The organism is Dietzia cercidiphylli (assembly GCF_039531545.1).
GTDB classification, from domain to species: Bacteria; Actinomycetota; Actinomycetes; order Mycobacteriales; family Mycobacteriaceae; genus Dietzia; species Dietzia natronolimnaea.
This window is the reverse complement of record NZ_BAAAQG010000006.1, coordinates 76631-102082: the sequence shown is the minus strand read 5'-3', so window position 1 is coordinate 102082 and position 25452 is coordinate 76631. Positions and strand designations below refer to the sequence as shown.

The 25452-nt window shown below is 69.8% G+C and carries 23 protein-coding genes; 6 read left to right on the top strand and 17 right to left on the bottom strand.

Annotated elements, in window-relative coordinates:
- Positions 1-7: 7 nt before the first annotated feature.
- The 4 genes from ABD250_RS05445 to ABD250_RS05430 all read right to left on the bottom strand — a co-directional run bounded on the left by ABD250_RS05445 (position 8) and on the right by ABD250_RS05430 (position 4105).
- Positions 8-1627, bottom strand: a complete 1620-nt coding sequence (locus ABD250_RS05445) for a hypothetical protein (protein WP_344391119.1) — start codon at positions 1625-1627, stop codon at positions 8-10.
- Positions 1628-1852: 225 nt separating this feature from the next.
- Complete coding sequence (locus ABD250_RS05440) at positions 1853-2272, bottom strand: nitroreductase family deazaflavin-dependent oxidoreductase (RefSeq protein WP_182635238.1); 420 nt, start codon at positions 2270-2272, stop codon at positions 1853-1855.
- Between the two features lie 80 nt (positions 2273-2352).
- Positions 2353-2937, bottom strand: a complete 585-nt coding sequence (locus tag ABD250_RS05435) for a GNAT family N-acetyltransferase (RefSeq protein WP_182659226.1) — start codon at positions 2935-2937, stop codon at positions 2353-2355.
- 1 nt (position 2938) lies between these two features.
- Positions 2939-4105: a steroid 3-ketoacyl-CoA thiolase gene (locus ABD250_RS05430; protein WP_182659225.1), complete on the bottom strand. Its 1167-nt coding sequence runs from the start codon at positions 4103-4105 to the stop codon at positions 2939-2941.
- A gap of 171 nt (positions 4106-4276) precedes the next feature.
- Between ABD250_RS05430 and ABD250_RS05425 the strand changes: the two genes are divergently transcribed.
- Both ABD250_RS05425 and ABD250_RS05420 read left to right on the top strand, forming a co-directional pair.
- Positions 4277-5521, top strand: coding sequence for a cytochrome P450 (locus ABD250_RS05425; protein WP_182641185.1), 1245 nt, complete (start codon positions 4277-4279; stop codon positions 5519-5521).
- 169 nt (positions 5522-5690) lie between these two features.
- Positions 5691-6716 (top strand): alpha/beta hydrolase, encoded by a 1026-nt coding sequence (locus ABD250_RS05420; protein ID WP_182659234.1) that lies wholly within the window; start codon positions 5691-5693, stop codon positions 6714-6716.
- A gap of 285 nt (positions 6717-7001) precedes the next feature.
- Here ABD250_RS05420 and ABD250_RS05415 read toward each other — a convergent pair whose 3' ends face one another.
- From ABD250_RS05415 to ABD250_RS05390, 6 genes are all read right to left on the bottom strand, one after another.
- On the bottom strand, positions 7002-7841 hold the full coding sequence (locus ABD250_RS05415; RefSeq protein ID WP_179524567.1) for a type IV toxin-antitoxin system AbiEi family antitoxin: 840 nt from the start codon (positions 7839-7841) through the stop codon (positions 7002-7004).
- Positions 7842-8326: 485 nt separating this feature from the next.
- Entirely contained in the window at positions 8327-9232 is a 906-nt protein-coding gene (locus ABD250_RS05410; RefSeq protein WP_182659224.1) for a TIGR03619 family F420-dependent LLM class oxidoreductase, read from the bottom strand.
- A gap of 2 nt (positions 9233-9234) precedes the next feature.
- Positions 9235-9753, bottom strand: coding sequence for a nuclear transport factor 2 family protein (locus tag ABD250_RS05405; RefSeq protein ID WP_182640034.1), 519 nt, complete (start codon positions 9751-9753; stop codon positions 9235-9237).
- A complete protein-coding gene (locus ABD250_RS05400; RefSeq protein ID WP_182653773.1) occupies positions 9750-10943 on the bottom strand; it encodes a thiolase domain-containing protein in 1194 nt (397 codons plus the stop codon). Before ABD250_RS05400 ends, ABD250_RS05405 begins: the two co-directional genes overlap by 4 nt.
- Positions 10940-12001 carry a thiolase domain-containing protein gene (locus ABD250_RS05395; RefSeq protein ID WP_344391111.1) on the bottom strand — a complete coding sequence of 354 codons (1062 nt, stop codon included), beginning with the start codon at positions 11999-12001 and terminating at the stop codon, positions 10940-10942. The genes ABD250_RS05400 and ABD250_RS05395 overlap by 4 nt, the downstream gene beginning before the upstream one ends.
- A gap of 12 nt (positions 12002-12013) precedes the next feature.
- Positions 12014-13033 carry a Zn-ribbon domain-containing OB-fold protein gene (locus ABD250_RS05390; protein ID WP_338404205.1) on the bottom strand — a complete coding sequence of 340 codons (1020 nt, stop codon included), beginning with the start codon at positions 13031-13033 and terminating at the stop codon, positions 12014-12016.
- Between the two features lie 90 nt (positions 13034-13123).
- On the opposite strand from ABD250_RS05390, the gene ABD250_RS05385 reads away from it, so the two are divergent.
- Positions 13124-14158, top strand: a complete 1035-nt coding sequence (locus ABD250_RS05385) for an LLM class F420-dependent oxidoreductase (RefSeq protein WP_182658978.1) — start codon at positions 13124-13126, stop codon at positions 14156-14158.
- A gap of 19 nt (positions 14159-14177) precedes the next feature.
- On the opposite strand, the gene ABD250_RS05380 is transcribed toward ABD250_RS05385, so the two are convergent.
- Positions 14178-15113 (bottom strand): DUF1707 SHOCT-like domain-containing protein, encoded by a 936-nt coding sequence (locus ABD250_RS05380; protein ID WP_159148068.1) that lies wholly within the window; start codon positions 15111-15113, stop codon positions 14178-14180.
- Positions 15110-15913, bottom strand: a complete 804-nt coding sequence (locus tag ABD250_RS05375) for a DUF1707 SHOCT-like domain-containing protein (protein WP_182658977.1) — start codon at positions 15911-15913, stop codon at positions 15110-15112. The genes ABD250_RS05380 and ABD250_RS05375 overlap by 4 nt, the downstream gene beginning before the upstream one ends.
- A gap of 94 nt (positions 15914-16007) precedes the next feature.
- On the opposite strand from ABD250_RS05375, the gene ABD250_RS05370 reads away from it, so the two are divergent.
- Positions 16008-17612 (top strand): acyl-CoA synthetase, encoded by a 1605-nt coding sequence (locus ABD250_RS05370; RefSeq protein ID WP_182658976.1) that lies wholly within the window; start codon positions 16008-16010, stop codon positions 17610-17612.
- 73 nt (positions 17613-17685) lie between these two features.
- Complete coding sequence (locus tag ABD250_RS05365; RefSeq protein WP_182658975.1) at positions 17686-19146, top strand: aldehyde dehydrogenase family protein; 1461 nt, start codon at positions 17686-17688, stop codon at positions 19144-19146.
- On the opposite strand, the gene ABD250_RS05360 is transcribed toward ABD250_RS05365, so the two are convergent.
- From ABD250_RS05360 to ABD250_RS05340, 5 genes are all read right to left on the bottom strand, one after another.
- On the bottom strand, positions 19136-20725 hold the full coding sequence (locus tag ABD250_RS05360) for an ATP-binding protein (protein WP_182658974.1): 1590 nt from the start codon (positions 20723-20725) through the stop codon (positions 19136-19138). The two genes, ABD250_RS05365 and ABD250_RS05360, sit on opposite strands and share 11 nt — an antisense overlap.
- On the bottom strand, positions 20722-22164 hold the full coding sequence (locus tag ABD250_RS05355) for a glycosyltransferase family 2 protein (RefSeq protein WP_154828893.1): 1443 nt from the start codon (positions 22162-22164) through the stop codon (positions 20722-20724). Before ABD250_RS05355 ends, ABD250_RS05360 begins: the two co-directional genes overlap by 4 nt.
- A complete protein-coding gene (locus tag ABD250_RS05350) occupies positions 22161-23417 on the bottom strand; it encodes a HEAT repeat domain-containing protein (RefSeq protein ID WP_344391104.1) in 1257 nt (418 codons plus the stop codon). The genes ABD250_RS05355 and ABD250_RS05350 overlap by 4 nt, the downstream gene beginning before the upstream one ends.
- A gap of 16 nt (positions 23418-23433) precedes the next feature.
- Positions 23434-23811, bottom strand: coding sequence for a response regulator transcription factor (locus tag ABD250_RS05345; RefSeq protein WP_154828887.1), 378 nt, complete (start codon positions 23809-23811; stop codon positions 23434-23436).
- A gap of 68 nt (positions 23812-23879) precedes the next feature.
- A complete protein-coding gene (locus tag ABD250_RS05340) occupies positions 23880-24686 on the bottom strand; it encodes a crotonase/enoyl-CoA hydratase family protein (RefSeq protein ID WP_120284528.1) in 807 nt (268 codons plus the stop codon).
- Positions 24687-24768: 82 nt separating this feature from the next.
- Between ABD250_RS05340 and ABD250_RS05335 the strand changes: the two genes are divergently transcribed.
- Positions 24769-25452, top strand: a 684-nt coding sequence (locus ABD250_RS05335) for an AMP-binding protein (protein ID WP_344391100.1), incomplete at its 3' end; no start/stop codon positions are given.

Genomic DNA, 25452 nt, shown 5'->3' with positions numbered 1-25452 from the left:
AGGTGACTCAGTTCTCGGGATCCGGGCAGTCCTGCGCGTGAACCGATCCCGCGTTCGCGAGCTGGTCGACCTGCTCCTGCGGCAGGTCGCAGATCGTGGGCAGCGGCGGCAGGCCGGGCATCGGGGGCAGGGCGGGGAGCGCCACGCCACCATTGATCGCGGCGCCCGCGAGGACGAGCGTCCCGCCCAGGGACAGGACCGGCAGCAGGGCGATTCCCGAACCGCTCTCGCCGCCCAGGCTGGCCGCGGCCTCCAGGGAGCTGAGTGCGCCCATCTCGGACCCGAGGTTCGTCGATCCGACGCCCTGGAGAGAACCGTTCTCCAGCGAACCGGTCAGCGCGGTGAGCGAGCCGTTGACCGCGGTGAGTTCACCGAAGGAGCCGGTCAGCACGTCGGCGCTGCCACCGGTGGATCCGGTGATCAGGTCCGAACTCTGGCCCGTGGAGCCGCTGTTGCCCGAGAGGGATCCGGAGACCTCCTCGATGGAACCGGACAGTGCGGGCAGGATCCCACCATCGGCGATAGAGCCGATGATCGGGTCGGCGGAATTGCTCTCCACCGAACCGGCGAGTTGGTTGGCGGAGCCGTTGGTCAACGACCCGGCGATCCCCTCACCGACGAGCTCGGCGGAGCCGCCGATGCCCTCTGTCGACCCGTCCGGGAAGTTGGCGGACAGCGGCGGGAGTTCCGCTGACCCGCCGAGGAGGTTGAGCTCGGTGGACAGTGGCTCCATACCCAGCGAGCTGACGATCGGTGCCATCCCGATCGATCCGAGCGGCGCCGGCGTTGCCGAGCCGCCGAGGAGGTTGGTCGAGAGCGGGGCCATGTCCGTGGATCCCATTCCGGTGGAGCCGGTGAGGGGGCTGTTCAGGGACCCGACAAGGGACACCGGCAGATCCGAGGACCCCTCGAGAAGGTTGAGTTCGGTGGAGAACGGCGAGGTCCCGAGCGATCCCCAGAGCTCGTCAGGCAGATCGGAGGAGGTGAAGCCGCCCGAGCCGGTGATGAGTTCGGTGGACAGCGGCTCCATGCCTGAGGAACCGATAAGGGCGGCGGGCAGAGCCGCGGAACCGCCGAGTGGCAGAGGGGGCAGAGCCGCTGATCCATCGAAGAGGTTGAGTTCGGTGGAGAACGGCGAGGTGCCGAGGGATCCCCAGAGGGCGTCAGGCAGATCGGAGGAGGTGAAGGCCTGGGAGCCACCGAGGGGCTGGTCGGCGCTGAGGGGCGCCAACTGGGTCGAACCACCGAGAGGCTGGTCGGCGCTGAGGGGCGCCAACTGGGTCGAACCGCCGAGGGGCTGGTCGGCGCTGAGGGGCGCCAACTGGGACGAGCCGGAGAGGGGCTGCGTGCTCAGCGGAGGTAGAGCCGTCGATCCACCGAGTGGATCCAGAACGGCGGATCCGCCGGCGAGATCGCCACCGGAACCGGCGGCGTCACCGGCAGACCCCGTGACCGCCCCGATCAGGGGGCCGAGAAGGGTGCCACCGAGCCAGTCTTCGATGGAGCCCTGTGTCACCCCGACGGGCAGCGAACTGTCGCCGCTCTGTGCATTGGCCGTGCCGGCGGTCGCGGACATCGCGAGAGCCGCGCTAGCGGCGACCGCGACGGCCTTGCTGGACTTCCTCATCAGAGTACCTTTCTTCGAAGCGGCCCACTCGAACTCGAACCGCATGTGAACCCGTGGGTCCAGGCGATAAACTTAGACTCACATGAGAATCCTCTAAGCAGGTTCCGCTGTCAATGCCTTACTCGCGATTTGCAACTCGTGTGACTAATGGTGTTCGTGGTGCGAAATGCACGCGGCCGGGACCTCTCGGGAGGAGAGGCCCCGGCCGGGGCAGGAACGCCGACGTCAGCCGAGCGGTTCGCAGATCACCACCGGGATGACCCTGCTCGTGTTGGCCTGGTACGAGGCGAAGTCCGAGTAGCGCTCGACGAGGCGGGGCCAGAGTTCGGCGCGCTCCTCTGCGGTCGCCTCCCTCGCCGTCATCGCCCGGGTCCTCCGCCCGACCTGGATGGTGACCTCGGGGTTCACCAGGACGTTCCTGTACCACTGTGGGTGCTTGGGCAGTCCGCCCTGTGAGGCGACCAGGAGGACCCGGTCACCGTCGGGGAGATGGAGCAGCGGCACCGTGCGCGGTTCGCCGGACTTGCGCCCCGTCGTGGTCACCAGGCAGACCGGAACCGGTGCCTTCAACGCCGATCCCACCCGCCAGTTGCCTCCGATACGGCCGCCGGAGACGCGGTACGTCCAGGTGTTGACGCGGGACATCACCTTGATGATGCCGAGGACCCACGGCTTGGACCGCCGGGGATCGTCCACGCCGGTCTCCACCCCGGGATGCCTCTCGCTCACTTCGACCCCGGCAGCGGCGCGCGGACGATCACGTGCTTGCCCGGGAAGAACGCCGCCAGCTCGCGTCGGCTCTCCTTCAGTGCGGCCAGGCCGAAGCCCTTCTTGCGCTCCTCGGGGTGGATCCAGATGGCCACGTCGACATCGCCGTCGTCGATCTGCTCACCGAACACCAGGCCCACCGGCTGGTCGCGAGAGGTATCCACCGCGACGAACCACATGGCCGACTCGGCCTCGACGCGCCGCAGTCCCTCGCGCAGTTCGGCCTCGGTCTTCTGTTCGTCCCACGCGCCGCCGGTCGCGGAGGTCTCGTCCGAGGACCGGGAGTGGAAGAGGGACTTGTGGTGCTCCGAGTCGCGGAACGGGTGCAGGGTGAACCCGCCCGGTCCCGTCGGAGCGGATGCGTCGCCCGGCTGGCCCAGAAGGTTCTCCAGCGGCGCCCGGAGTACGTCTTCGGCCTCTTCGGAGGAGATGGAGAGGAGGTCGGCCAGTGCCGCTGCGGCGTCCTGCCTGGTCTCCACTGACGCGAGGGCCAAGACCTCGCTCCTGCGGGCCGCGGCTGTCTCGATGGCGTTGCTGCTCATGTCAGATCCTCTCGATGATGCTCGCCGAGGCCTGGGCGCCGCCCGCGCACATCGTGATGAGGGCGCGGTCGCCGTCCGTGCGCTCGAGCTCGTGCAGGGCGGTCGTGATTAGCCTAGCGCCGGTGCTACCGACGGGATGTCCGATCGCGATGGCGCCGCCGTTGACGTTGACCTTGTCCATGTCCGGCCCGTGAACCTGCGCCCAGCTGAGCAGGACCGAGGCGAAGGCCTCGTTGCACTCGAAGAGGTCGAAGTCGGAGATGGACATCCCCGACCGGTCGAGTACGCGCTGGGTGGCCTGGACGGGGCCGTCGAGGTGGTACTCGGGCTCGCCGCCGACCAGTGCCTGGTGGACGATCCGCGCGCGGGGTCGGAGTCCGTGTGCCTTGGCGACGTCCTCGTCCATGAGCAGGACCGCGGCCGAACCGTCGGACATCTGGCTGGACGTGCCCGCGGTGTGCAGGCCACCCTCGAGCACCGGTGTGAGGCCGGCGAGCGCCTCCGCAGTGGTCTCGCGCAGGCCCTGGTCGCGGGTGACGGACACCGTCTCGCCGGTGTACGTGCCGTCCTTGAGGCGCTCGGGGGCGTCGACCGCGAAGGTCTCACGGTCGAAGCGTCCCTCGTCCCACGCCCGCTTGGCGTTGGCCTGGGACCGGACGCCGAGCTCCTCGAGCTGCTCACGGGTGATCCCGCGCCGGTTAGCGATCCGGTCGGCCGCGGTGAACTGATCCGGCAGGTCCACCGTCCAGTCGTCGGGGCGGGGCATGCCGTTGGAACCGTCACCCACGGCGGCGCGCAGGGCGATCCAGCTCATCGACTCCACTCCGCAGGCGATCCCGACATCCATCGCGCCGGCGTGGATGAGGTTGGCGATGAAGTGGTTGGCCTGCTGAGCGGACGAGCACTGGCAGTCGATCGTCGTGCACGCGGTCTGCCACGGCAGTCCGGAGGCGAGCCACGCGCCGCGGGTGACGTTGTTGCCCTGCGCACCGGCCTGGGTGACACAGCCGCCCACGACCTGCTCGACCAGCGACGCGTCGATCCCGGCGCGCCGGATGACCTCCTTCTGGGAGGCGCCCAGCAGGTGTGCGGGGTGCAGGCCCGACAGTGCGCCGCGAGCCTTGCCGATCGGGGAGCGAACGGCCTCGACGATGACGGGATTGCCCATGGTGGTCCTTCCGGGTGACCGGGCCCGATGAAAACAGGGACCCAGGGGGAACGTGTTCTAGTATGGTGGGTGGAACGTGTTCTAGATTACCGCTCGGGTCCCGGGTTCGCAGTATCCCGGGGTCGTCGGTCGACGAGCACGAGACGCATCCGACGCGGTCAAGGAGTACCAGTGCAGGCAGTCACCATCCCCGAGGGTTTCGACTTCACGGACCCGGAGCTCTACGAGAAGCGGCTCCCGCATCCGGAGTGGGCTCACCTCCGTCGCACCGAACCGATCCGGTGGTGCGCCAACGAGCCCGGGGCCGACGGCTTCGACGACCACGGGTACTGGGTGGTCACCAAGCACGAGGACGTCAAGGAGATCTCCCGGCGCACCAACGAGGTGTTCTCCACCTTCGAGAACACCGCGATCCCGCGCTTCGCACCGGGCACCGAGCGCGAGATCGTCGAGCTGACCCGCCTGCTGTTCATCAACCAGGACGGTGAAGAGCACAAGAAGTACCGGCGCACCATCTCCAAGGGCTTCACCCCGCGCAACATCGAGAAGCTCCGGGACCACCTCGCCGAGAAGGCGCGGGTCATCGTCGAGACCGCGGCCGCCAAGGGCAGCGGCGACTTCATCACCGAGGTGGCCTCCGAGCTGCCTCTGCAGGCGATCGCCGAGCTCATCGGCATCCCCCTCGAGGACCGGCATCAGATCTTCGAGTGGTCCAACCAGATGACCAGTTACGACGTACCCGGCAAGGTCGAAGAGTCGCAGATGGCCAACGCCATGGTCCTGTCCTATGCGCAGGACCTCGCTGCCAAGCGCGAGATCGATCCCCGTGACGACCTGGTCACCAAGCTCATCCAGGCCGACATCGACGGCGAGAGGCTCACCGCCGACGAGTTCGGTTGGTTCGTGGTGCTGTTGGCCGTGGCCGGCAACGAGACCACCCGCAACGCCACCACACACGGGATGGTCGCCTTCCTCGACAACCCCGACCAGTGGGAGCTGTTCAAGGCCGAGCGCCCCGCGACCGCGTACGACGAGATCCTCCGCTGGGCCTCGCCGATCACGTCGTTCCAGCGCACCGCCACCGAGGACGTCGAGATCGGGGGCGTGACCATGAAGAAGGGCGACCGCGCCGCCATCATGTACGGCTCGGCGAACTTCGACGAGGACGTTTTCGAGGACCCCTTCTCGTTCAACATCCTGCGCGATCCCAACCCGCACCTGAGTTTCGGCGGGAACGGCCCGCACTACTGCATCGGGGCGAACCTGGCCAGGCTGCAGATCGAACTGATCTTCAACGCCATCGCCGATCACCTCCCCAACCTGGAGGCCCTCGGGGAGCCCTCCCGCATCCGCTCGGGGTGGCTCAACGGCATCACCGAGTGGTCGGTCGACTACAAGTGCCCGGTCATGCGCTGACCCGAGCCCCCACACACGGCCCGGCCCACGGCCCCGACCCCGCCTTCTCGCCAGGCCGGGTCGGGGCCGCGGTTCTCTCCGGGCGGGCCTCGTCGTCATCCCTCGGAGAGGCTCCATCGATTAGGCCGAACCCCGTCGGGCGGAGGCCGGAGGAGGCAGTGTGAAAGACATGCTCGACCACCGCTACGTCGACCGCGACGGCGTCCGTCTCCACTACGTCGTCGCCGAACCGGACACGGCATCCGCGGACGGCCACCCTGGTTCCGCGGACGGCCCCCCGGGCACCGTGGTCCTCCTCCACGGTTTCCCGCACTTCTGGTTCACCTGGCACCGCATGATCCCCGTCCTCGCCGCAGCCGGGTGGCGGGTCATCGCGCCCGACCTGCGCGGCATGGGTGGTTCGGATGCGCCGGCCGACGTCCAGGCCTACTCGCCGGGCGAGGTGGTCGACGACGTCCTGGCGGTGTGCGACGCCGAGGGTGCGGCGCGCGTGGTGGTGGTGGGCTTCGATTTCGGCGCGGGCGTCGCGTACGACACCTGCCATCTGGAACCGGGGCGGGTGCGCGCGGTGATCGGGATGGAGAACCCGTTCATGGGTACCGCTGGGTCGGTGCCGCCGCTGGAGGGTTCGGCGATGATGGCCGAGAAGCACTTCCTGCACCTGAACTACTTCACGCAGCCGGGAGTGGCGGAGGCCGATCTCGCCGGTCGCGAGCGGGAGTTCCTCACCCGGGTCTTCTACGCCCTGTCCGCGGAGTACCACTACCTCGACGTCTGGCAGCACCCCCCGGGGTCGACCTATCTCGAGGCACTGCCCGAGGCGCCGCCGCTGCCGTGGCCGTGGTTGTCCGTCGAGGAGATGGACGTCTACGAGGCCGAGTACGCCCGGACCGGGTTCGCCGGCCCGCTGCAGTGGTACCGGGCGATGGACGTGTCGTGGTTCGCGCGCAAAGAGTTCGAGCGGCAGACCAACCCCGTCCCGTTCTACTTCCTCTACTCCGAGCACGACCCGGACCTCGAGGGCTTCCACGGCCGGGATCCGCTCTCCAAGCTGGGGCGTCATCACGACGATGTGCGGATGGTCCGGGCGATCTCCTCACCGGCGGGGCATCTCATGCACCTGGAGGCCACGGAGGACACCCACCGGGAGATCCTCGCCTGCCTGGCGGACATCGCGGCCGCCGTTCCTGCCTGAGGCACTCGGCTGGCGCATGTCACCCCGCCCCCGCCCGAGCTCGCACCCGACTACCTCTCCAGCACGCCCCTCGACTGCTCCGAGCCTGGTTGGCGGACACGAGCTTCCGGTTGGCGGACAGGGGCTTCGGGCTGGCGGACAGGGGCTCCGGGTTGGCGGACATTTTTCGCGTTTCAGGCCCGGTTTTCGCATATCGGGTCCGCCAGCTGCGAGGGGTGTCCGCCCGGCGAGGACATGGCCGCCAAGCGGGGTGGGGTGCCCGCCAGCTGCCACGCGAGGGCTCGTTCAGGATGAAGTCAGGTGCTGGAGGTCTCGTCGGGCGCGGGTCAGGGCACTCGCGATATGGCCGATGACCTCTTCCGGGCGCATTCCCTTTGTCACACGGACGACCTGCCAGCCAAGGTCCGCCAACCGAGCGGTGATCCGGAGGTCCCGGCGCCACTGTTCCGGATCTCCGTGATGTCTGCCGTCGTAGAAGATCGCGACCTTCTCGCGGGCGTACGCGAGGTCGGCAATTGTGAGGAGATGTCCCGACGGTTCACATATCTCGAACTGCGAGACAGGCTGAGGCAGTGAGGAGCGCTCGATTCTGAGCCGGAGGAGGCTCTCCTGCGGAGAGTGCGCGTCCGCGTCGCAGGCGTCGAGCAGTCGAACCACCCTCGAGACCCCGTGTTGGCCGGGCATCCGGGTTGCAGCGTCGGCAACCGCGCGCACGCTGGTGTTGGTGGCGAAGCACACGGAGTCCACGATGCAGATCCTCCGATCAGCGCCAGTGGACCACCTTGCCACGTCGACCGCGGTTCGGGCTGGTGCGGTAATTCGTACTCCGCCGATCTCGCACGCGTCCGCGGCCGGGATGGGTTGCCGCAGCCGGCGCTCCCGAACCCCGGTCGGCACGCGGGGCTCGGCTGAGGTGAAGACATCGACGACGCCGTTGCCCCGCTCTGTCGAGTACCAGTGTTCCCCATGGAGGTACGCGGCGGACCACCCTCCGATCACCGCGTCTGCAGGCGCCCAGATGTCGACCGCACGAATGAAGTCCCACCTGCTCAGCCGTGCCCCCTTCGCGGCGTACACACCGGGGACGATCATTCTGAACGCCGATCGGAGCGCGTATCTCGTCACCAGTCCGGTCTCGAGAGCCTGGCTCGCCGCGAATGGCTGCCCGCCTGCAACCGCATCCGCCAACGAGGCGGGGAGCGGGGTGGGAGGCCGGGTGTCTCGGAATCGCCGGTCGCGTCTCATGGCGCCAATCCTGACCGGTCATCACGTGTCGACCGGCGGGTGACGACGTCCATGTGGACAGGGATGACGACGATTCACAGGAACTACGACGAGTTCAGTCCGCCTGGCTCACGTGGCGGTCCGGCAGACCGGGCGGACCCGCTCCCCGAGTTGGCGGACATGCTTCCTCAGCTGGCGGGCAGGAGGTGCCAAAATGGGCCCGGAATCGCACGAGAAGTCCGCCAACCGCGGAGGCAAGTCCGCCAACCGCGGGGCATGTCCGCCAACCGCGGGGGGAAGTCCGCCAACCGCGGGGGCATGTCCGCCAACCGCGGGGGCATGTCCGCCAGGCAGGCTGGCCGGGGGCTGACGAGACCTGGGCAGGGCTAGGAACCGAGACCGTACTTCTCGCCGAAGGCGGCGATGGACTCGAGCTTCTGTTCGGTGGAGCAGTCGAACCCGTGGCCGTCGACCATCCAGGGCATCACGATGATGTCGGTGACCCCGGCCTCGGCCAGCTCCGTGAAGCCCCGGGTGCCGAAGCGGTCCAGGCACACCACCTGGATGGCGAAGGGTTTGCCGTCGCCGCGGTCGGCCAGTGAGCGCCCGTCGGCCTCGAGGAGCTCGCCCAGGCGCGTCACGGTGGCCACGATCTCGTCGTAACCCATCATGGCGCTGGTCCAGCCCTGGCCCACGCGCGCGGCCCGCTTGAGCGCGATCTCGGTGTGTCCGCCCACGTAGAACGGCACCTGCTCGCTGGGCGCGGGGGTGAAGATCAGCTCGTCGAAGTCGAAGTGCTGGCCGTGGAACTCCATCCACTCACCCCGCAGGGCCTGGCGCATGATCGCCAGCGACTCGTCCGTGCGCTTGCCGCGGCCCTTGAACGGCGCGCCGCACCACTCGAACTCGTTGGGGTCCCAGCCGATGCCCACGCCCAGGTCCAAGCGGTTCCCGGTGAGCAACGCCACTGAGGCCACCTGCCTGGTGAGCAACAGCGGATTGCGCGGGCCGACCTTGAGCACCTGCGGGCAGAAGCGGATGGTCGAGGTGGCCCCGCCCATGGCCGCGGAGGCGATGAGCGGCTCTACCCACTGCGTGTCCTCGTTCCACATGCGCGAGCCGTCGGGGGTGTACGGGTAGTCCTCGTCCTGGCGTCGCGGGTGGAACAGCGAGTCGGGCAGGACGATCCGGTCGAAGCCGGCGGCCTCGGCACCGCGGGCGATATCGATGATCTGATCGACGGGGGAGAAGGAGATGGGGACGGAGAACTCGGCGTCCACTACGCGGCCCATGGTCACTGGCCCTTTCCGGCGGCGCCGGCGATGGCGGCCCTGTCGTCGTCGGTGAGCGGCCGCAGTCCCGAGGCCATGGCCACGTCCTGCTCCCAGAAGGCGCGAAGGGAGACCAGACGACCGTCGGCGTCGACGCGGTAGTCCACGGCGATGTCGATCTCCATGATGCTGGAGCCCATGTGGGTGCGCATGGTGCCGACGCAGAGCAGTTCGTCGCCCGCGGCGATCCCCCGATCGAAGCGGAACTCGATGTGGTCCGGGGTGGCCACGGCTTTCTCCCAGAACTCCAGGAGTCGCGTCGTGCCGGTGTGGCCGATTCCCTCGGCGTCGAACATCGACGGACCCACGGGATCCTCGATGGTGCCCTCGGGAGACCATCCGGCGATCCAGGCGTCGCGGTCGCCGGCGTTGGTCGCGGCCCACGAGCGGCGCGCGGCGGCGAAGGCGGGACTGGCCAGGGCGGCGTCGCTCATCTCCAGAGGCCGATACTGGCCGGTCTCATCGAGGTACGGATTGCTCATGAGTGACGCTCCGGACGGTCGGTCCCCACGACCCACATGGAGAAGTACTGGGACCCGCCGCCGTAGGCGTGACCGAGGGCCTTGCGTGCCCCCGGGACCTGGTGCTCGTCGGCGCGGCCCATGACCTGCCGGGCGGCCTCGGCGAAGCGCAGCATGCCGGACGCGCCGATCGGGTTGGAGCACAGCACGCCGCCGGACGGGTTGACGGGCAGGGACCCGTCGCGCGCGGTGGCACCGGACTCGGTCATGCGCCAGCCCTCGCCCTCCTCGCAGAACCCGAGGTTCTCCAGCCACATGGGCTCGAACCAGGAGAAGGGGACGTAGATCTCGGCCGCATCGATCTCCTCGGCCGGGTTGGTGATCCCGGCCTCGGCCCAGAGCGCGGCGGCGGCGTCGCGGCCGGCCTGCGGATTGCGGTAGTTGCGGAACGCGTAGGTGCCGGGCTCGGTGCGCAGCGCGGTGGCGTGCACCCAGGCGACGTTCCGGCCGGTGGACTCGACCGCCTCGGCCGCCTCGGCGTCGCCGAGGACGATCGCGCAGGCGCCGTCGGAGGACGGGCAGGTCTCGTCGAACCGGATGGGGTCCCACAGCATCTGCCCCTGCAGCACCTTGTCCACCGTGAGGTCGGGCTGCTTGAGGTGGGCGTGGGGGTTGATGGACCCGTTGAGCCGATCCTTGACCGCCACCATCGCGCCGACGTGCTCAGGGGCCCCGGTGGTGCGGATGTAGGAGCGCACGTGCGGGGCGAAGTACCCGCCGGCACCGGCACCGACGGGGGCCGTGAACGGCACGGGCAGGCTGAGCGCCCACATGGCGTTGGACTCGGACTGCTTCTCCCACGCCACGGCCAGCACGCGACGGTAGCGGCCGGACTGGATGTGCGAGGCGGCCACCACGGCGGTGGAGCCGCCGACCGAGCCGGCGGTGTGGACGCGCAGGAGCGGCTTGCCGACCGCGCCGAGCGCATCGGCCATCATGAGCTCGGGCATCATCACGCCCTCGAACAGGTCGGGGGCCTTGCCCACGATCACCGCGTCGATGTCGTCCCATCCCACGCCGGCGTCGGCCATGGCGGCGTCGATCGCCTCGCGGCAGAGGCCGGCCATGGAGACGTCGGTGCGCCGGGCGACGTGGTGGGTCTGTCCGGTGCCGAGAACGGCCGCTGGGAGACCGGTGCTGTGGGCGCTCATGCGGGGCGTCCTTCCAGGAGGCAGATGAGGTTCTGCTGGAGCAGATGTCCGCTGGTGGCGTGGGCGAGGGCGCGTTCGGTGCGGCCCTCCATGACGTCGTTGGCGGCGTAGCCGACGCGCTCGAGCCCGGCGGAGAACAGCGGGTCCGCGAGCAACGATCCGCCGGACGGGGTCACGGCCACGTGATCGCCGATGCCCAGCGCGGCACGCAGGAGCAGTTCCTGGTGCGTGTACTGGGTGTGCAGCTCGGCGACGGTCACGCCCCCGAGGTCGGGCCGCTCGCCCGTGGACCGGGTGGCGCGCACGGCGGCGGCGCGGGCCGAGGGCGAGTCGGTGAGGTCGCGGGCGCCGAACTCGGCGGAGTCGGCGATGTGCTCGATCCCGGTGACGTAGGCCGGGGTGTCGACCAGCTCGCGGGCCCGGTCGCCGGAGGCGAGGATGATCGCGCCGGCGCCGTCGGTGACCGGCGGGCAGTCGTGCCGGCGCAGCGGGTCGGCCACATACGGTTCGGCGAGCAGCTCCCGCTCGTCCCGGCCGGTGGCGCGGGCGGCCACCGAGGCCATCTCGCCCTCGGACCACTTGCCCGCGTCGATCCCGGCGCGGGCCTGGAGAGCGGCCATGTGGTGGCGGCCCGGCCACAGCGGGGCCACGGTGTACGGGTCGAGCTGCAGCGCCAGCGCCGAGTCGAGGTCGGTGCTCGCCGAGGCCTTGCCGAACCCGTAGACCAGCGCGGTGTCGGCCTGGCCTGAGGCGATCTTGAGGTAGGCCTCGAAGAACGCCCAGGCGGCGTCCATCTCGACGTGCGACTCGGAGATCGGCGGGACCGCGCCGATCGAGTCGACCGCGGAGATGAACGAGAAGGCGCGGCCGGCGAGGTAGTCCGAGGATCCGGAGCACCAGAACTCGATGTCGGTGCGATCCAGTCCGGTCTGCCGGTAGCACTCGGCGAAAACGGGGGCCAGCATCTCGACACCGTTGGTGGTGCCGAAGGTGGACTCGGTGTGGCGGGCGTGGGCGAATCCGACGACGGCCACGTCCCGGGGTGCGTTGGGGGTCACGGGTGGTGTCCTCTACAGGTGATCGGCGTAGGTGTCGGGGTCGGCGTCGGGATCGCCGGTGGGCTCGAAGTGGGCGATGGCCTTCATCGAGGCGGGCCGTTCGGACTCGGGCGTCCACACGGCGCGCACGCGCATCCCCATCCGCACCTCGGACGCCTCGCAGCCCAGCACCAGGTGCTGGATGGGGACGTCGGAGCCGTCGAGCAGGATGTAAGCGGTGACGTACGGGGGCTTGATCTGCTGACCGGCGAACGGCACGTTGACGATGCCGAACGTGGTCACCGTGCCGATGTCGGACACCTCCACGTACTCGCCCATCGCCACGCCGTCGGACGGGCAGTAGTCACGCGGGGGCACGTAGACCTCGGGGCCGTTGGAGCGGCGCCGCCCCAGCACCTTGCCCTGCACGATCGCACGCAGGTACTCGCTCTCGGCGGGTCCGGCCGTGTGGGTGACCGACAGGCCGATCGGCGTCACCACGGTGGTGACCGGGTCGTCGGTCTGCTGTGGGACCTCGTCGTCGTCGACACCGGCGTCGACCGGGGCGTCGGCGGGCACCACGCACGCGATGTCGTGGATGGTCCCGGTGCGCTCGGCGGCCCACCGCAGGCGAACACGCATCCCGGTGCTCACCGCGTCGGGGCCGTCGACGGCCAGCGGAAGGAGCATGGCGGTGTCCGCGCCGTCGAACCGCACGAGCGCCCACGCGAACGGGGAGTCCAGGGGGTTGACCTCGGTGGGATCGGGGACCCAGGTCCATGCGACGACGAGGCCCTCGATCCCGGAACCGGAACCCACCTCCACGGTCTCCGTGAGGGCCCGGCGTGTGTGGGGGTCGAACTCGACCGGCGGCAGGTGCACGGTGCCGGCCGAATCGCGGTTACCGACCAGGCGTCGATCGCGGAGGCCGGTGAAGAACGCTCCCAGCACCGGGCCGGTCGACCGTGTGTAGTCGAACGACGGGGCCAGGGACGCCGACAGTACGGGCTCGTCCGGTGGGGTGATATCGACAACGATCTCTCTGGATGTCACGCCCTCGAGTAGAACACGTTCCACCGCGGGTTGTGTGGGTTTCCCCGGGCGGGACACCACGGGCCAGCGGCGTGGGTCACACTGATGCGCATGAAATTCGCGCTGCAACTCGGATACTGGGGCGCCCAGCCGCCCACCGATCACGCCGACCTCGTGGTGGCGGCGGACAGGGCGGGCTTCGACACCGTCTTCACCGCCGAGGCCTGGGGTTCGGACGCCTTCACACCGCTGGCCTGGTACGGCTCGCTCACCGAGCGCATCCGGCTGTCGACGGCCGTCGTGCAGCTCTCGGCCCGTACGCCCACGGCCACCGCCATGAGCACCATGACGCTCGATCACCTGTCGGGCGGACGCTTCGCGCTGGGGCTGGGTGTGTCCGGGCCGCAGGTGGTGGAGGGGTGGTACGGCCAGCCGTTCGCCAAGCCGCTGGCGCGGACCCGCGAGTACATCGACATCATCCGCCAGGTCCTGCGCCGCGAAGCGCCCGTCACCTCAGACGGCCCCGCGTACGCCCTGCCCTATCAGGGCGACGACGCCTCCGGATTCGGCAAGCCGCTCAAGCCGATCCTGCATCCACTGCGCGAGGACGTGCCGATCTGGCTGGGCGCGGAGGGGCCCAAGAACGTGGCCCTGGCCGCAGAGATCGCCGACGGCTGGCTGGGCTTCCTGGCCTCGCCGCGCACCGCCCACGAGTTCAACGGGTGGCTCGACGAGGGGTTCGCCCGACCCGGGGCGCGCCGCACCCGCGAGGACTTCGAGGTGGCCTTCCTGTGCCAGCTCCACGTGACGGACGACCGCCGCGGCGTCCTCGACGCGTACAAGCCGTTCACCGCCCTGTACGCGGGCGGCATGGGCGCCGAGGAGAAGAACTTCCACGCCGAGGCGTTCCGTCGCATGGGCTTCGGCGACGACGTGGACCGCATCACCGAACTGTTCCGCTCCGGCCGCAAGGACGAGGCCGCCGCCGCGGTGCCGGACGAGATGGTCGAGGCCACCGCGATCATCGGGGATGCCGACTCGGTGAGGTCGCAGATCGCCGAGTGGGAGGCCGCGGGCATCACCATGCTCGTGGTGACCGCCCGGTCGGTCGAGGAGATCGAGACGCTCGCGCAGTTCATCGACTGACGTGGGCCGGGCCCGGGGGTCAACCGCCGTCGCCGACCTCCAGGATCTCGCGACCGGGGCCGACCGTGACCCAGCCGGGTCGGTCCGTGAGCGAGACCCTGACCGCGTAGACGGGCGGGGGCCCGGAGTCGGAGGGGGGTGAACCCGGAGAGATCACCACCCTGTCCGGAACGGCCCCGGGCGCTCCCAACAGGGCGGGCGTCGCCTCGATCGCGAACATCACGGTCTCCGCGTCCACCGCGGCCACAGGAAAACCGGTCGACGCGGGCAGCCGACTGGTGATCCCGTCCCGCCATCGACCGTGGAAGGTGTGTCGCAGCGTCGTCTCCGCGCCGTCAGGATCGGCGCGGCTCAGGTGCGCGGTCTCGCCTTCGATAACGAGCCGCTCCGCGGTGGGGTCGTCGAGCTGGTCGCGTGCGGCATCGATGACGCGGGTCACCCCTTCGGCGGTGAGCAATGGTCCCGGTGCCGTGCGGATCACCTCGACGGAGGCCGGGCGGTCCACCGTGCCGCCGGTCGGGGAGGGTGCGTTCCCGGCGAGGTGGTCCAGACCGGCGATGAGGCCGACGGTCAATGCGCTGGCCAGGACCGCGCGCAGCAGCCCGCTCGCCAGGCGCCTGCGCCCCGCCGGCCCCCGCGTCGAAGGCCCGGGCGGTCGCTTCGCGACGATCCGCTCGCGCGCGTTGGTCCGCCGTACCGAGAGCGGGGTGTCGGCTGACAGGCCCCGGCTGCGTACCTCCAGTTCGAACAAGCGCCTGTTGAGGTCGGCCACCAGTGAGTCGAGGTCGTCGCGGGTGGTCGACAGGGCGGCGTCGCGGCTGCGCTCGCCATGTTCGAGGGGGCCGATCCGGCCGTCCGTGTAGGCGTTGTCCAGGATCTGCCACACGGCTCGCCTGCGGTCCTCGGTGGCCGGCTCCGGGGCGGGCCCACCGGGGGGCGGGGGCGGTGCGCTCATCGGGGGACGCCGACTTCTCTCACGATCCTGTCGTGCCCCACCACTATGTGCCCGCAGTCACCCTCACGACTCACGGTGATCTCGTATGTGGGCTGGGCGAGCGCGTCCGGGCCCACGTCGATCCCCACGAGATCTGCGTCCGAGAGCCCGTTCTCCGCCGCGGAGGCCCGAGCCGCCTCCAGGGCGGCCGGTACATCGATGGACTCCATTGCAACGGAGAGGTCGTCAACGGGGCGGAAAGCCTCCCCTTCGGCGGCCCACTCGCCCAGGTCGTCGCGTCGCCACGAGTCGACCGCCCCGGGGTTTGTCGGATCCTCGATGAGGAGGAGGGCGTAGTCGCCCCTGATGTCGAGCGAGGCCACACGAGCGTCGCCGAACCTCGCACGCGCAGACGAGATGACCTCATCGACGCTGCTCGAGGTGATCGTGTCCTCGGTGCCGCCGACGAGGCCGGTGAACGCACCGTCTCGCAGCGCGAGGACCCCGCCGGCGACAAGGGCGAGCCCCGCCACGGTCGAGGCGCCGACCAACTTGGCGGTGTCGAGCGGGTCGCGTGGCGCGCGGCGGGACCGGGCGACCGGAGTGGAGCGGGTGCCCGCCACCTCGGAAGGCGACCGGGCCGGGGCCGGCAGGTCCGCGAGGATCGCCCGGAGTTCATCGACGTATCCGCTCGACCGCACCTGCCACCCGAGGTGAAGGTGATCCAGGGGGTCGAGGCGCCCATCTGCAGCGGCGGCGTCGAGCTGCTCCCACGCCGCGACGCGCTGGGGGTCGCTCGCGCGGATCCGATGCTGCGCCATGGGCAGGAGGGTAACCACCGGCGGCTCGCCGTGGTCTGGTCACGGTCGCCGGGAAAGCCCGCCATCGCGATAGAACACGTTCTACTATGGGGTCATGAGTGCACCCACGCCTTCCGTCCCCGCCGACGCCGGAATCCTGGATCCGCGGACCGGCGAGCACGTGACCAGCGTCTACCGGATCGCCGAGGCGGATCCGGACCGCATCGCCGTAATCGAGGCGGGCGGTCGGCAGGTCACCTTCGGCCAGCTCGCCGACGCCGCCCACGGCTACGCCCGGGGTCTGCGCGAGCTCGGACTGGAGACCGGTGACTGCATCGTCCTGCTGGCGCCGAACAGCATTGAATTCCTCGAGGTCTACTACGCGGCCATGGAGATCGGGCTCTACGTGGCCCCGGCGAACTGGCACCTGACCGGCCCCGAGGTGGCGTACATCCTCGAGAATTCGGGATCGACGGTGTTCATCGCGGACACCCGGTTCGCCGACGTCGCGACCGTAGCCGCCGGGGAGGCCGGGTTCGACCCCGCCCGCTGCTACGCCATCGGTGAGGTTCCCGGATTCCGTCCGCTGCCCGAGCTCACGGTCCCAGCCGCGGGGGAGGACCCCTTGCCGTCGTCGCGGACCCTCGGCGGCCCCATGCTGTACACCTCCGGCACCACCGGCCGCCCCAAGGGCGTGCGGCGCCCCCTCACCGGCGCCTCGCCGGATCAAGTGACGGTCCCCAACTACTACTTCTTCGCCGGCTTCGACATCCAGGCGCCGGACAACGTCCACATCTGTGGCTCGCCGCTCTACCACACGGCCGTGCTCAACTTCGTCACCATCTCGCTCAATCTGGGCCAGGCCGTGGTGCTCATGGACAAGTGGACGCCCGAGGAGATGCTGCGACTCATCGACGCCCACGGCGTCACCCAGTCGCACATGGTGCCGACGCAGTTCTCGCGGCTGCTGGAGCTGCCGGAGGATGTGCGCGCGAAGTACGACGTGTCCAGCCTGCGCACGATCGTCCACGGCGCCGCGCCGTGCCCCAAGCACGTCAAGCAGGCCATGCTCGACTGGTGGGGCCCGGTCCTGACCGAGTACTACGCCGGGACCGAGGGCGGTGGGTGCACCATCACGGGCGAGGAATGGCTGCGCAAGCCCGGCAGCGTGGGGCGGCCGTGGAAGACCACCACCCTGAAGATCCTCGACGACGACGGCAACGAGCTGCCCACCGGCGAGATCGGCAATGTGTACCTGCAGATGCACGGGTCGAAGTTCGAGTACCACCAGGACAAGGAGAAGACCGCGAAGACCTACGTCGGCGAGCTCTTCACCATGGGCGACATCGGCTACGTGGACGAAGACGGCTACCTGTTCCTGTGCGACCGCAAGAACGACATGATCATCTCCGGCGGCGTGAACATCTACCCGGCAGAGATCGAGTCGGAGATGACCCGCCACGAGGCGGTCCGCGACGCCGCCGTGTTCGGTATCCCGCACAAGGACTGGGGTGAGGAGGTCAAGGCCGTCATCGAACTGGCCGAGGGCTACCCCGAGTCCGACGAGCTCAAGGCACACATCCTCGAGGACCTGTCCGGTCGGCTGGCGAAGTTCAAGATGCCGCGGTCGATCGATGTGGTGGACGAGCTGCCCCGCCAGGCCAACGGGAAACTGATGAAGCGCACGCTGAAGGATCCGTACTGGGCGGACGCGAAGTAGGTCTGGGCAGGGGCGGGCCCTCGTCGTCGTCGGATCCCCGACGCGGGGCGAGAACGCGTTCTACCCTGGACGCATGACCAGGACTCCCACCGCGCGCGACCTCACACTCGACCAGATCCTCGAACGCCAGCGTCAGGCCTTCCTCGCCGACCCCCAGCCGGGCGCGAAGATCCGGCGCGACCGGATCCTGCGCCTCAAACGCCTCGTCCTGGACAACGCCGCGGACCTCACGGAGGCGATGCGCGAGGACTACGGCTCCCGGCCGGAAACGTTCTCCACCCTCACCGACATCGCCTCGTCCATCCCGGACCTGGACCACCAGCGCGGCCACATCAAGAAGTGGATGCGCCCCACGCGCGTGTCCCGAGCCCTGGAGGCGGTGGGCTTCACCCAACAGGTCCGGCACGACCCCAAGGGGGTCGTGGGCATCATCGGACCGTGGAACTTCCCGCTGTACCTCACGATCGTGCCCGCCGGTTCCGCCCTCGGCGCCGGCAACCGGGTGATGATCCGGCCGTCCTCGGTCACCGCGCACACCACCGAGGCCCTGTGCCGGCTGGCACCGGAATATTTCGCCGTCGACGAACTCGCGATCGCCGGACCCGAACACGGCCGTGGTTCGGACTTCTCGGTCCTGCCCTTCGACCACCTGTTCTTCACCGGCTCGCCCGGGGTCGGCAAGTCCGTCGCCAAGGACGCGGCGGAGAATCTCACCCCCGTCACCCTCGAACTGGGCGGCAAGAACCCTGTCATCGTCGACACCAGCGCCGACATCGACCGCGCAGCCCGCAGTATCGCCTCGTCCCGCCTGGTCAACGGCGGTCAGGTGTGCATGTGCCCGGACTACGTGTTCGTCCCCGAGGACCGACTGGACGCGTTCTGCGACACCGTGCTCGACCAGTGGCGCACCAGCCTGCCCGCGATCGTCGGAAACACCGAGTACACGGCGACCGTCAACACCTCGAACTACGAGCGGATCGTCGGGCTGATCGACGACGCCGTGAAGAAAGGCGCAGGCAAGCGCGACGCCGTGCCGGCCGGCGAACGGCTGCCCGACCCGGTCAGCCGCAAGATCGCGCCCACACTGCTCACCGGCGTGACCCCGGACAGGGAGATCGACTCCGAGGAGGTGTTCGGCCCCGTCCTCACGGTATTCGGCTACAAGGGTCTCGACGAGGCGATCCGTTACGTCAACGACCGGCCCAGCCCGCTCGTCCTGTACTGGTACGGGGACAGGAACGACCGCTTCGAGACCGTCGCCGACCGCACCCGCTCCGGCAACATCTACGGCAACGACTTCGGGATCGGCATGGCGTCGTCCGCCATCCCGTTCGGCGGCGTCGGCAACTCGGGGATGGGCGGGTACCACGGCCACTACGGCTTCCGGACGTTCACCCACGAGCGGGCGGTGGCGCACCACTCGTTCTCCTACAACGTCTCGGAGATGATGGTGCCGCCGTTCACCAAGGACAAACAGCGGATGGCCTCGGGCTATCTGGGGGCGATGCAGGTGCGGACACGGCTCAAGCTGTAGTCGGGCCGCGGCCCCCGGGGGCGCTGTCCTCGGGGGTGCGGACGTGGTGCAGCGGCACGGTCAGCCGGAAGGTGGTGCCCTCGCCCTCCGTCGAGTCGAAATTCAGGCCGCCGTCGTGCCCCTCGGCGATCGCCTGGACGATGCTCAGCCCCAACCCGGTCCCGGGGATGGACCCACGCTGGGCGGTGCTCGACCGGAAGAACCGCGTACCCAGGTGCTCGTGCTCGGCCTCGGGGATACCGATGCCGGTGTCGGACACGGTGACGGTCGCCATGTCGTCGTCCGCGGTGACGGTCACGGTGACCGACCCACCCTCCGGGGTGAACTTGATGGCGTTGCTCACCAGGTTGGTCACCGCCCGCTCGAGCTGCAGTGAGTCGCCCGTGACCTCGGCCGGTTCGACCCGCTCGGCGAGCGTGAGGCCGGCGCGGGCGGCCACGGGCCGGAGAGACTCGAGGACGTGACCCACCACGGCGTCGAGGTGGAGCCGGTCGTGGTCGATGTCGAGGCCCCTGGCCTCGATCCGGCTGAGCGTGAGCAAATCCTCGATGAGCCCCCGCAGCCGGTCCGCGTTGCGCTGGACCACCGAGACCAGACGATGCTGGGCGGGGGTGAGGTCGCCGCCGTCGCCGTCGCACAGCATCTCGGTGTAGCCGATGATCGAGGCCAGCGGCGTGCGGAGTTCGTGGCTGACCGTGGAGACGAAGTCGTCCTTCTGCCGGTCCAGTTCCTCGAGCCTGCGGACGTGTTCCTCCCGGCCCGCCTCGTAGTCATCTCTGGCGTCCAACAGCACGTTGAACGCCGCGGCGAGCGCGCGGACCTCCGTCGGGCCCTCGTCGGTGCGGGCGCGGGTACCTCGTCCGCCCTCGGTGTCGTTCCGGGCCACCTCGGCGAGTTCCTCGATGGGATCGACGATCGTCCGGGCGGTCCGGCGGGTGTCACGGATGATCGCGGTGGAGGCCAGGAAGATGATCACGAAGGTCAGCGCGGACCCGCTCCACAGCGTGACCGTCCGCCAGTTGCGCATCTCGACGCGCTTGTCCATGGCGACGGAGAGCAGCGTGTCGGCGGCGGTGACCATCGTCGTGAAGTCCATGACGGCGTCGATGTTCTCCTGCTGGCTGAGGGGGGACTCCCCGGCGGCGAGCTCGGGCGTCGTCCCGACGACCGCCTCGGCGTAGCGCCACCACGATTCGGACGCCGCGGTGAGCTTGCCGAGGGCGGGGGAGAACGCGTCGTCGTCCCCGGCCAGACGCTGCAGCTCGGAAAGGGCCTCCCGCGACTCCGTCTCGCGAACCCTTAGCCTGTCCTCCGCGCCGGGCAGGCCGTACGCACGGTCCATCCGCAGATCGGACTGGGCCCACCGCATCGCGATCACCAACCGGCTGGTGGTGTCGACGACGGGGGTATAGATGGAGCTGGTGCGCTGGGAGAAGTAGAACTGGACCAGCAGGAGGGTGGGCCCCAGCAGTGCGATCACCACCACGAGGACGAGCATGCTGCGGCTCTTGCGGCGCAGGACCTCGGAGACCTTCTCGGCGGGCCGTCCGGAATCCGGGGTCGTCGCTGCCTCCGTCACGACGCCCCCTCCGTGGTGAAGCCGCGGCGCGTCATGACGCCCCACTGCTGCTCGCTCCCGCGCAGCGCCTGCCACCAGCCCCGGAGGCGCCAGATGACGTGGAGCTGGCGGTAGCCGATGTTCTCCAGGACCGACGAGGCGATGAGGGAGAGCATGCTCCCGAACCTGTGGTAACGAGAGAAGTACACCTCGTCTACGGCGGCTGCGGTGAGTGCGACGACGATCGCATACCCGTAGGCCACGGCGAGGAACAACCAGAAAGTGGTGGGATTGACCAGGCCCAGGACGAACCCCAGGACCATGAGCACCAGGCCGACCGCCTCGATGAGGGGCGCGAACAGTTCGAAAGCCCAGTAGTAGGGGACGGCGAGCGTGCCGGCCCGTCCGTATCGCGGATTGCCGAACATCACGCGGTGTTTGACCAACGTCTCCCAGAGCCCGCGGTGCCATCGCGCGCGTTGCTTGCCGAGAACCTTCAGGGTCTCCGGCACCTCTGTCCAGCACACAGGCTCGGGGACGAACGTCACCTGGTAGTCCTCGTCGCGCTCGCGGAGTAGACGGTGGAGGCGCATGACGAGTTCGAAGTCCTCGCCGATGGAGTCGGGGTCGAGTCCACCGACCTCCACGAGCAGGTCGCGTCGGAAGCAGCCGAAGGCGCCGGAGATGAGGATCAGCGCCCGCAGCTTGGACCACCCGGAGCGGCCCAGGAAGAACGACCGTAGATATTCGAGCGCCTGGATCTGGGCGAGGAGGTTGCGTGGCATCCGGACGTCGACGATCTGCCCGGACCGGATGGTGCACCCGTTGGCGACTCGCACGACACCGCCGGTGGCAGCGGTGCGGAGCGGGTCGTCCGCGAACGGCTCGGTGACGATGAGCAGCGCGTCGGGGTCCAACAGTGAATCGCCGTCGACGCAGATGATGAGGTCCTCCACCGCGGTGTTGATGCCGACGTTGACGGAGTCCGAGCGCCCTGAGTTGGCTTTGTCGATGACGGTGAGCCGGGTGTATCCGTCGCGCGGGACGTAGAGACCGCGGGGCACCTGCCGGGTCGGGATGTCGTGGGGTACCTCGCGGTCTGCCCGGACCAGGTCGAACGCCTCGACGAGGACGCGGAGGGTCTCGTCGGAGGACCCGTCGTTGACGACGATCACCTCGTGGCGGTGGTAGCGCAGTCCGAGGAGTGACCGGGCGGCCTCGACGACGCCGGCTGCCTCGTTGTAGGCGGGGACGACCACCGAGACCCCCGGCGCCGTGTGGCTGCCGAGACGTTCGACGCGACCGGAATGACGACGACGACGACGCGTGCTCCGGAAGTCCACGGCCGCGGCGATCACGAGCACCAGGTACGAGGAGTTGATGAGCACGAAGTAGAGCAGGATGGGCCAGGCGATCAGGTCCAGCAGCGTCGCGATCACCACGCGGAGTGTCTCGATCACGGGGCCGGCTCCTCGTCCCGGTGGGCATCCTGATGGGTGGGCTCGCCGGCCCGCCGGGCGCTCGTGGCGAGATCGTACAGGTCGGGCTTGCGTTCGCGGATGCCGATGGCCGTCACGGCGCCCAGTGAGGCGAGGGCCGCCAGGTCGTCGTCCGAGACGGTCGAGGTGTCCCGGACGGAGATCTCCGGCGGGATGGTGCCGCGTTCCAGGGCGTCGACGAGGACGGCCTCACCCCTCCGGCCGAGGGAGGCGAGCGCAGCGGCGGCCACCTCGGCCAGTCGCCGGTCGGCGTCCGTCAGGACCGAACGCAGGGGCGGGATCGCGGCCGGGGCGCCCAGTTCCCCGAGGGCGGTGGCGGCGGCCAGGCGTACGGTCGCCGGTTCGTGGGCCCCGAGGGCCCGCCCGAGGTCGTCGATGACCCGACCGTCGCCGATCATCCCGAGCGTGCGCGCGGCGGCCGCGCGGACCCGCTCGTCGCGGTCGGTGCGGAAGAGTTGCAGGAGCCGGGGCAGCAGGGAGGCCATGCCACCGCGCGCCGCGACCGTGGCGGCGACGTACCGTACGCCGGGATCCGGGTCGTCGAGGCCCCGTCGCACCGCCTCGCGGACGTCGTCGCCCATGGCCAAGAGGGCATCCGCGGCGACGTAGGCGGGCACCCCGGAGATGCCGTCGACCTCGCGGACAGCGCGCAGCACCGAGTCGGAGAACGTGGCGTCGCCGATGACCCCCAGGGCGCGCACGGCGGTCGCGCGGACCGCGCGGTCCCGGTCGGAGAGCAGGCCCGCCAGTGTGGACGCGTGCTCACGGCGCCGTGTCGCCCCGAGTACCTGGGCTGACCGGGCCCGGGTGGTGGACGACCACGAGCGGGTGCCACGGACCGCGCCGTCGACGGTGCCGTGACGATCGAGGATGTCGACCAGCGCGGTGACGGCTCCGCCGCGGACCTTGCCGAGCAGGTCGAGAACGGCCCTGTCGACCACGCGCGCCCGGTACCCGCTCAGCCTGCCGGTGGGCTCGTCGGTCGGCTCCTCGTCCGCGGCGAGCGCGAGCAGCCGGGGCCGGATCGGCCGCAGGATGCGCTCGACACGACGACCACGGCTGATCCGCGCCGCGTGGGCCCACAGCATCACGATGATCAGCACGGCGATGGAGGCGACCAGGATCCACAGCGATGTGGTGAGCACGCTGGACGCGACCTCGGGCGCGACGTCGTCGAGCAGGGAGGGGGAGGGGTCGTCGTACGAGGGGAGCACCGGGCGGTCCGCGGTTCTACCGGCCGAGCAGCGCGTCGACCCGGCGGAGGAGCTCCCGGGGGCTGAAGGGTTTGATGACGTAGTCGTCGGCGCCCGCCGCGAACCCCGCGTCGACCTCGGCATCCCGGGCTCGGGCGGTGAGCAGCAGGACGCGGCAGTCCTCCGGGCCCTCTCCGTCCCGCAGGCGACGGAGGACGTCGAGACCGGACAGGCCGGGCATCATGATGTCGAGGATGGCCAGTGACGGGGCGAAGCTCGTGATCGCCTCGAGGGCCTCCACCCCGTCGCGGGCGGTGCGGATCTCGTATCCCGCGTTGTCGAGCTTGAAGGCGACGAGCTCACGGATGTCGTCGTCGTCGTCGGCGATCACGACCCGCGGCCCTGGTCCTGTCACTGGTTCGCCCCGCCCCTCTGTTCTCTGGTTGTCGTGCCGACTTTATCGACAGACCCGACGGGGCGAGGTCATTCCCCCCGGAACTCGGGCGTGCGCTTCTCGGCGAACGCCCGCGGGCCCTCCTTCGCGTCGGCGGAGGCGAAGACCCGCCCGCCCACCTCGGCGTCGACGCGGAAGGCCTCCTCCTCGTGCATGCCCTCGGTGCGACGGATGGTCTCGATCATCCCCCGGACCGCCAGCGGACCGTTCGCGGCGATGAGGTCGGCGATCTCCAGGGCCTTGTCGAGGGCCGATCCGTCGTCGACCACGTGGCCGATGAGCCCGAAACGCTCGGCCTCCTCCGCGGTGAGGTGGCGGCCCGTCATGAGGACCTCCATCGCGACGGTGTACGGGATCTGGCGCACGAGCCGGACCGCCGAACCGCCGAGCGGGTACAGGCCCCACCGCGCCTCGGAGACACCGAACTTCGCGGACCGTCCGGCGACGCGGATGTCGGTGCCCTGCAGGATCTCGGTCCCGCCCGCGATGGCCGGCCCCTCGACCGCGGCGATGAGCGGCTTGCTCAGTCGACGGCCCTTGAGCAGGGCCGGGAGCGTCGTGAGATCCCAGCCGCCGCCGGCGAACTTGTCCCCCGGGGCGTCGGAGTTCATGGCCTTGAGGTCGGCGCCCGCGCAGAAGAACCCGCCCGCGCCGGTGAGGATGCACGCCCGGATGTCGGGGTCGGAGTCCACCAGGTCCCAGGCGGCCTCCATGCCCCGCATCATCGGCCCGGACAGGGCGTTCCGGGCTTCGGGGCGGTTCATGGTGACGATCAGGACGTGCCCCCGCCGCTCGGTGAGCAGGTGCTGGTCCTCGGGGGTTGCGGCGCTGGTCATCTTCGGCCTCCTGGAGGATTTCTTTATGCCGGGTTCGATGTAACCCACACCACGGGAAGGTAACACGTTCTAGTTTGGGGGCATGGCGTACACCATCGGAGATCTCGTAGAACACAGCGTGGACCGTGTCCCCGACCGGCTCGTGCTCGTCCAGGGTGATCGCGAGCTCAGCTTCCGGGAGTTCGAGGACCGTGCCAACCGACTCGCCCACCACCTGCAGTCGGTGGGGGTGGGGCCCGATGACAAGGTCGCGGTGTACAGCCGCAACACCATCGAGGCCGTCGAGGCCATGGTGGCGATCTTCAAGATCCGCGCGGTCATGGTCAACGTGAATTTCCGCTACGTCCCGGCCGAGCTCGAGTACCTGCTGGACAACTCCGATGCCGTCGCGGTGATCCACGAGCGGCGGTACTCGCAGACCCTGGCCGAGGCCCTGCCCAGGACCCCGGGGGTCCGGCACTGCCTGGTGTTCGAGGACGGGACCGACGGACCGGACCCGGTGGTCCCCGAGAGCGTCTCCGTGGCGCACTACGAGGACGCCCTGGCGGCGCAGTCCCCCGAGCGGGACTTCGGCGAGCGCTCGAACGACGACATCTACATGCTGTACACGGGTGGCACCACGGGCTCGCCCAAGGGCGTCATGTGGCGCCAGGAGGACGTGTTCATGGTCCTGGGCGGTGGCATCGACTTCCTCACGGGGGAGCGGGTCGCCGACGAGTGGGAGTTGGCGAACAAGGCCGTCGACGGCGGGGTGCTGGTCAGGGCC

Coding starts and splice junctions, on each gene's coding strand:
- ABD250_RS05445 (WP_344391119.1), bottom strand. CDS start 1,627: ATGAGGAAGTCCAGCAAGGCCGTCGCGGTCGCCGCTAGCGCGGCTCTC.
- ABD250_RS05440 (WP_182635238.1), bottom strand. CDS start 2,272: ATGTCCCGCGTCAACACCTGGACGTACCGCGTCTCCGGCGGCCGTATC.
- ABD250_RS05435 (WP_182659226.1), bottom strand. CDS start 2,937: ATGAGCAGCAACGCCATCGAGACAGCCGCGGCCCGCAGGAGCGAGGTC.
- ABD250_RS05430 (WP_182659225.1), bottom strand. CDS start 4,105: ATGGGCAATCCCGTCATCGTCGAGGCCGTTCGCTCCCCGATCGGCAAG.
- ABD250_RS05420 (WP_182659234.1), top strand. CDS start 5,691: ATGCTCGACCACCGCTACGTCGACCGCGACGGCGTCCGTCTCCACTAC.
- ABD250_RS05410 (WP_182659224.1), bottom strand. CDS start 9,232: ATGGGCCGCGTAGTGGACGCCGAGTTCTCCGTCCCCATCTCCTTCTCC.
- ABD250_RS05405 (WP_182640034.1), bottom strand. CDS start 9,753: ATGAGCAATCCGTACCTCGATGAGACCGGCCAGTATCGGCCTCTGGAG.
- ABD250_RS05400 (WP_182653773.1), bottom strand. CDS start 10,943: ATGAGCGCCCACAGCACCGGTCTCCCAGCGGCCGTTCTCGGCACCGGA.
- ABD250_RS05385 (WP_182658978.1), top strand. CDS start 13,124: ATGAAATTCGCGCTGCAACTCGGATACTGGGGCGCCCAGCCGCCCACC.
- ABD250_RS05380 (WP_159148068.1), bottom strand. CDS start 15,113: ATGAGCGCACCGCCCCCGCCCCCCGGTGGGCCCGCCCCGGAGCCGGCC.
- ABD250_RS05375 (WP_182658977.1), bottom strand. CDS start 15,913: ATGGCGCAGCATCGGATCCGCGCGAGCGACCCCCAGCGCGTCGCGGCG.
- ABD250_RS05370 (WP_182658976.1), top strand. CDS start 16,008: ATGAGTGCACCCACGCCTTCCGTCCCCGCCGACGCCGGAATCCTGGAT.
- ABD250_RS05365 (WP_182658975.1), top strand. CDS start 17,686: ATGACCAGGACTCCCACCGCGCGCGACCTCACACTCGACCAGATCCTC.
- ABD250_RS05340 (WP_120284528.1), bottom strand. CDS start 24,686: ATGACCAGCGCCGCAACCCCCGAGGACCAGCACCTGCTCACCGAGCGG.